5 protein-coding genes are annotated in these 5,496 nt (G+C 72.5%); all 5 read right to left on the minus strand.

The window, feature by feature from the left end; all coding sequences use genetic code 11:
• A partial coding sequence (locus tag GKQ77_RS26635; protein WP_219691476.1) for a trypsin-like peptidase domain-containing protein occupies positions 1-636 on the minus strand: 636 nt, incomplete at its 3' end.
• Between the two features lie 227 nt (positions 637-863).
• Positions 864-1,766 carry a tRNA pseudouridine(55) synthase TruB gene (gene truB, locus GKQ77_RS26640; protein WP_219691477.1) on the minus strand — a complete coding sequence of 301 codons (903 nt, stop codon included), beginning with the start codon at positions 1,764-1,766 and terminating at the stop codon, positions 864-866.
• A complete protein-coding gene (rbfA, locus tag GKQ77_RS26645) occupies positions 1,763-2,236 on the minus strand; it encodes a 30S ribosome-binding factor RbfA (RefSeq protein ID WP_219691478.1) in 474 nt (157 codons plus the stop codon). The genes truB and rbfA overlap by 4 nt, the downstream gene beginning before the upstream one ends.
• Before the next feature lie 51 nt (positions 2,237-2,287).
• Positions 2,288-2,581: a DUF503 domain-containing protein gene (locus GKQ77_RS26650; RefSeq protein WP_219691479.1), complete on the minus strand. Its 294-nt coding sequence runs from the start codon at positions 2,579-2,581 to the stop codon at positions 2,288-2,290.
• A gap of 178 nt (positions 2,582-2,759) precedes the next feature.
• Positions 2,760-5,496: translation initiation factor IF-2 (gene infB / locus GKQ77_RS26655; protein WP_219691480.1), on the minus strand; the 2,737-nt coding region annotated here is incomplete at its 5' end.

Raw genomic sequence — 5,496 nt, forward strand, 5'->3', positions numbered from 1 at the left:
CCCCACGAACGTGGCCTCCCCCGCGAAGAAGGAGCCCTCCCCCGCCGGAGCCGGATGCTGCGGCAGCAGCGCCGTGCCCAGGACCGCGAGAACCGCGCCGGACGCGACGTCCACGACAGGCCCGCCCGCGGCCCCGCCCCCGAGCCGCAGCGCGTCAGCGCCCTCCGTGCCGATCGCCAACTCCAGCGCGGTGCCCACCAGATGGAAGCGGTCCGTCGCGGTGTAAGTCACCGGGGAGGAGCCGAGGACCCGCGCCTCGCGCCAGCCGAGCGCGGCGATCCGCACATACGCGCCGGTCGCCACGGAGTCCCGCACGGCCAGCGGAAGGGGCCGAAGCCCGAGCCCCTCGGTGCGCACGAGCGCGAGATCGGCGTCGGGCAGCGCCACCACGCCGTCGGCGGGCACGACGCAGGTCCGCTCGCCCGAGGCGTGCAGCACGATCCGGGCCAGGCCGTCGACGGCCTCGTGGCTGGTGATGACCGTGCCGTGCTCGTCGGCGGCGAACCCCGTGCCCCGAGGCCGCCCCGCGAGATCGCAGACCCGCACCAGGGCCCGGTCGAGCGCCGCGTGACCGCCCCGCTCACCCGCGCCCGCGGCGTCCCCGGCACCCTTGGCCCGCGGACCCCGTCCCGCCATGCTCGAACCTCCCGGCCGTTCCCCGTTCTCCGACCGTAGGTCGGCGGTGATCAGCCGGACAGGACGAGGCCCGAACGCGCCCCCGTCTGCTCCCTCGCTTCACTCCGAGCGCCTGCCCGAAGGGGTGAATCGGCGCGGCGCGATGGAAACACCTTGGGTGGGGGGACCGTGGAGCGGCGTGCCGAACTCCGCCGCTCCACGACAAAAAGCCCCGGGCCGGGCCCCTCTCAGGCGAAGACAGCCAGGCTCTTGGCCTTGCCCCGCGACTCCTCCGCGAGGACCAGGAAGCGGCCCTGAGCGTCGAAGACGGCGACGGCGCCCACACCCGCGTACTCCTCGGGCATGTCGATCCGCACGCCGTTCAGCAGCAGCCTGCCGCGCTTGTCGTCCACGTCCCAGCGCGGGAAGGCCCGCTCGGCGGCCTCGGCCACCGGCATCACGGTCAGCTCTTCCTGGAGCTGGTCGAGCGTCTTGGCCGCGTCCAGTTTGTACGGGCCGACGCGCGTGCGGCGCAGCGCGGTCAGATGCCCGCCCACGCCGAGGTCCGCGCCGAGGTCGCGGGCGAGCGCCCGGATGTACGTCCCCGAGGAGCAGACGACCGAGACGACCAGGTCGAGGACGGGGGTGCCGTCCTCGGCGACGGCGTCACGGACGTCGTACACGGTGAAGGCGGAGACCGTCACCGGCCGGGCCGGGATCTCGAACTCCTCGCCCTTGCGGGCGCGCGCGTACGACCGCTTGCCGTCGATCTTGATGGCGCTGACCTTGGAGGGCACCTGCATGATGTCGCCGGAGAGCTTGGCGACGCCCTCGTCGATCGCCTCGCGGGTGATCTTCGAGGCGTCGGCGGACGAGGTGATCTCGCCCTCGGCGTCGTCGGTGAGCGTGTTCTGCCCGAGGCGGATGGTGCCCAGGTACTCCTTCTCGGTCAGCGCCAGATGACCGAGGAGCTTGGTGGCGCGCTCGACGCCGAGGACGAGCACGCCCGTCGCCATGGGGTCGAGGGTGCCCGCGTGCCCGACGCGGCGGGTCCTGGCGATCCCCCGCATCTTGGCGACGACGTCGTGCGAAGTGAAGCCGGACGGCTTGTCGACGATGACAAGTCCGTCCGGCGTTGTGGTGCTGCTCATGCGCGGGCGTCGCCGTCCGTCTCGTCTGCGTCGTCCGCTTCCTCATCGGACTCGGGCTTCTTGTACGGGTCGGCGCCGCCCGCGAACTCGGCGCCCGCGGAGACCTCCCGCACCTTCTCGTCCGACATCCGTGCCTTGTCGAGCAGGTCCTCGATGGCCCGCGCGTTGTCCGGCAGGGCGTCCGCGACGAAGGACAGGGACGGCGTGAACTTCACTCCCGCGGCCTGGCCGACCGCCGAGCGCAGCACGCCCTTGGCGCTCTCCAGGCCCGCCGCGGCGGCCGCGCGGTCCTCGTCGTCGCCGTAGACCGTGTAGAAGACGGTCGCCTCCCGCAGGTCACCGGTCACCCGGGTGTCCGTGATGGTCACGTGCGTCCCGAGCCGCGGGTCCTTGATCCCGCGCTGCAGCTTCTGGGCAACCACCTCTCGGATGAGGTCCGCCAGCCTTTTCGCCCGCGCGTTGTCGGCCACTGCTCCGTCTCCCTTTTCCCCGGGCATTCCCTGGGCTTGTCTTGCTGTTGTTCAGTCGTCGTCGCCGTGCAGCCGCCGTCTGACCGACAGCAGCTCCACTTCGGGCCGGGCGGCGACCAGGCGCTCGCACCGGTCCAGTACGTCCGTGAGATGGCCCCAGTCGCCCGACACCGCGGCGAGCCCGATCTCGGCCCGTCGGTGCAGGTTCTGTACCCCCACCTCCGCCGCGCTCACCGCGTACTTCCGCTGGAGCTCGGCGACGATGGGGCGGACCACCGAGCGTTTCTCCTTCAGCGAATGTACGTCGCCGAGGAGCAGATCGAAGGACAGAGTCCCCACATACATGTGTGTCCGGATGTCCCGCCGGTACGGGTTCGGTGCCCCGCCAGCCACTTGGCAGGGACACAAGAACCGTACACGGAACGGCCGGGGCCGATCGACGGGATTTTCCCCGTCGACCGGCCCCGACACTGACCGTGCGGATCGGACCGCCGTGCGGCGGTCACTGCCGTGCGGCAGTCGATCAGCCGCGCGGCTTCTCGCGCATCTCGTACGTCGCGATGACGTCGTCGACCTTGATGTCGTTGAAGTTGCCGAGGTTGATACCGCCCTCGAAGCCTTCGCGGATCTCGGTGACGTCGTCCTTGAAGCGGCGCAGACCCTCGATGTTGAGGCTCTCCGCGATGACCTTGCCATCGCGCAGCAGGCGCGCCTTGGTGTTGCGCTTGACCTCGCCCGAGCGGATGAGGACACCGGCGATGTTGCCGAGCTTGGACGAGCGGAAGACCTCGCGGATCTCCGCGGTGCCGAGCTCGACCTCCTCGTACTCCGGCTTGAGCATGCCCTTGAGGGCCGCCTCGATCTCCTCGATGGCCTGGTAGATCACCGAGTAGTAGCGGACGTCGACGCCCTCGCGCTCCGCCATCTGCGCGGCACGGCCGGCCGCGCGGACGTTGAAGCCGATGACGATGGCGTCGGAGCCCATCGCAAGGTCGATGTCGGACTCGGTGACCGCACCCACACCGCGGTGCAGGACGCGGATGTCGACCTCTTCGCCGACGTCCAGCTGGAGCAGCGAGGACTCGAGAGCCTCCACCGAACCGGACGCGTCACCCTTGATGATGATGTTGAGGTCCTGGACCAGGCCGGCCTTGAGCACCTGGTCGAGGTCCTCGAGGGAGACCCGGCGGGTGCGCTTGGCGAACGCGGCGTTGCGCTCACGGGCGGCACGCTTCTCGGCGATCTGACGGGCCGTACGGTCCTCGTCGACGACCAGGAAGTTGTCGCCGGCGCCCGGGACGTTGGTGAGACCGAGCACGAGGACGGGGGTCGACGGGGTCGCCTCCTCCACGTTCTCGCCCTTGTCGTCGAGCATGGCGCGGACTCGGCCGTAGGCGTCACCGGCGACCATCGTGTCGCCGACGCGGAGGGTACCGCGCTGGACGAGGACGGTCGCGACGGCGCCGCGGCCCTTGTCGAGGTGGGCCTCGATGGCGATGCCCTGCGCGTCCTGCTCCGGGTTGGCCCGCAGGTCGAGCGAGGCGTCCGCGGTCAGGACCACGGCCTCGAGCAGCTGCTCGATGTTGAGGCCCTGGCGCGCGGAGATGTCGACGAACATCGTGTCGCCGCCGTACTCCTCGGCCACCAGACCGAACTCGGTGAGCTGACCGCGCACCTTGGTCGGGTCGGCACCCTCGACGTCGATCTTGTTGACCGCGACCACGATCGGCACGTCGGCCGCCTTGGCGTGGTTCAGCGCCTCGATCGTCTGCGGCATCACACCGTCGTTCGCCGCGACCACGAGGATCGCGATGTCGGTGGACTTCGCACCACGGGCACGCATGGCGGTGAACGCCTCGTGACCGGGGGTGTCGATGAAGGTGATGGCGCGCTCTTCGCCGTTCACCTCGGTCGCGACCTGGTAGGCACCGATGTGCTGGGTGATGCCACCGGCCTCGCCCGCGACGACGTTCGTCTTGCGGATCGCGTCGAGCAGTCGGGTCTTACCGTGGTCGACGTGACCCATGACGGTCACGACCGGCGGACGCGAGACGAGCATGTCCTCGCCGCCCTCGTCCTCGCCGAACTCGATGGAGAACGACTCGAGCAGCTCGCGGTCCTCCTCCTCCGGGCTGACGATCTCCAGGACGAAGTTCATCTCGTCCGCGAGGAGCTTCAGCGTCTCGTCGGAGACGGACTGCGTGGCGGTGACCATCTCGCCGAGGTTCATCATCACGCCGACGAGCGACGCCGGGTTGGCGTTGATCTTCTCGGCGAAGTCGGTGAGCGAGGCACCGCGCGACAGGCGGACGGTCTGTCCGTTGCCGCGAGGCAGCATCACGCCGCCCACGGACGGGGCCTGCATGGCCTCGTACTCCTGGCGCCTCTGCCTCTTCGACTTGCGGCCACGACGGGCGGGCCCGCCGGGACGGCCGAACGCGCCCTGCGTGCCACCACGGGCACCGGGACCACCGGGACGGCCACCGAAGCCGGGACGGCCGCCGAAGCCGCCGCCGCCACCGGGACGACCGGCACCGCCGCCACCGGGACCACCGGGACGACCGGCGAAACCGCCGCCACCGCCACCGGGACCGGCCGGACGGCCTGCGAAGCCGCCGCCACCGGGACGGCCGCCACCGGCGCCGCCCGGACGACCGCCGCCACCGGGACCACGGCCACCGCCGGGGCCACCACCGGGACGCGGGCCGGCAGCGGGACGCTGCGGCATCATGCCCGGGTTGGGACGGTTACCGGCGGGACCGCCGCCGGGACGGGGAGCCTGCGGACGGGGCATGCCGCCCGGGGTCGGACGGGCGCCGCCCTGACCCTGCGGACGGGGAGCGCCACCGGGGCCGCCCTGGCCCTGCGGGCGCGGGGCGCCGCCGGGGCCACCCTGGCCGCCGGGACGCGGGGCGCCGCCCGGACGGGGCGCCTGCGGGCGCGCCATGCCGGTGGAGCCACCAGAGGTGAAGGGGTTGTTGCCCGGACGCGGACCCGCGGGACGGGCACCGCCGGGACGCGGGGCGCCCTGGCCGCCGGGGCGCGGGGCGCGCTCGGGACGGTCGCCACGACCGCCCTGGCCCTGACCCTGGCCACCCTGCGCGGGGGCCGGACGGCCACCGGGCTTGGGGGCGCCGGGACGGGCGGCGGCCGGACGCGGGGCCTGCTGCGCCGCGGGGGCGGCCGGAGCGGCCGGAGCCGCCGGCGGAGCGGTGAACTCCGGGGCGGACGGCGCCGGGGAAGCCGGGGCCGGCTTGGGG

Origin of the sequence: Streptomyces anatolicus, from assembly GCF_019400875.1 — a bacterium.
GTDB lineage: Bacteria > Actinomycetota > Actinomycetes > Streptomycetales > Streptomycetaceae > Streptomyces > Streptomyces anatolicus.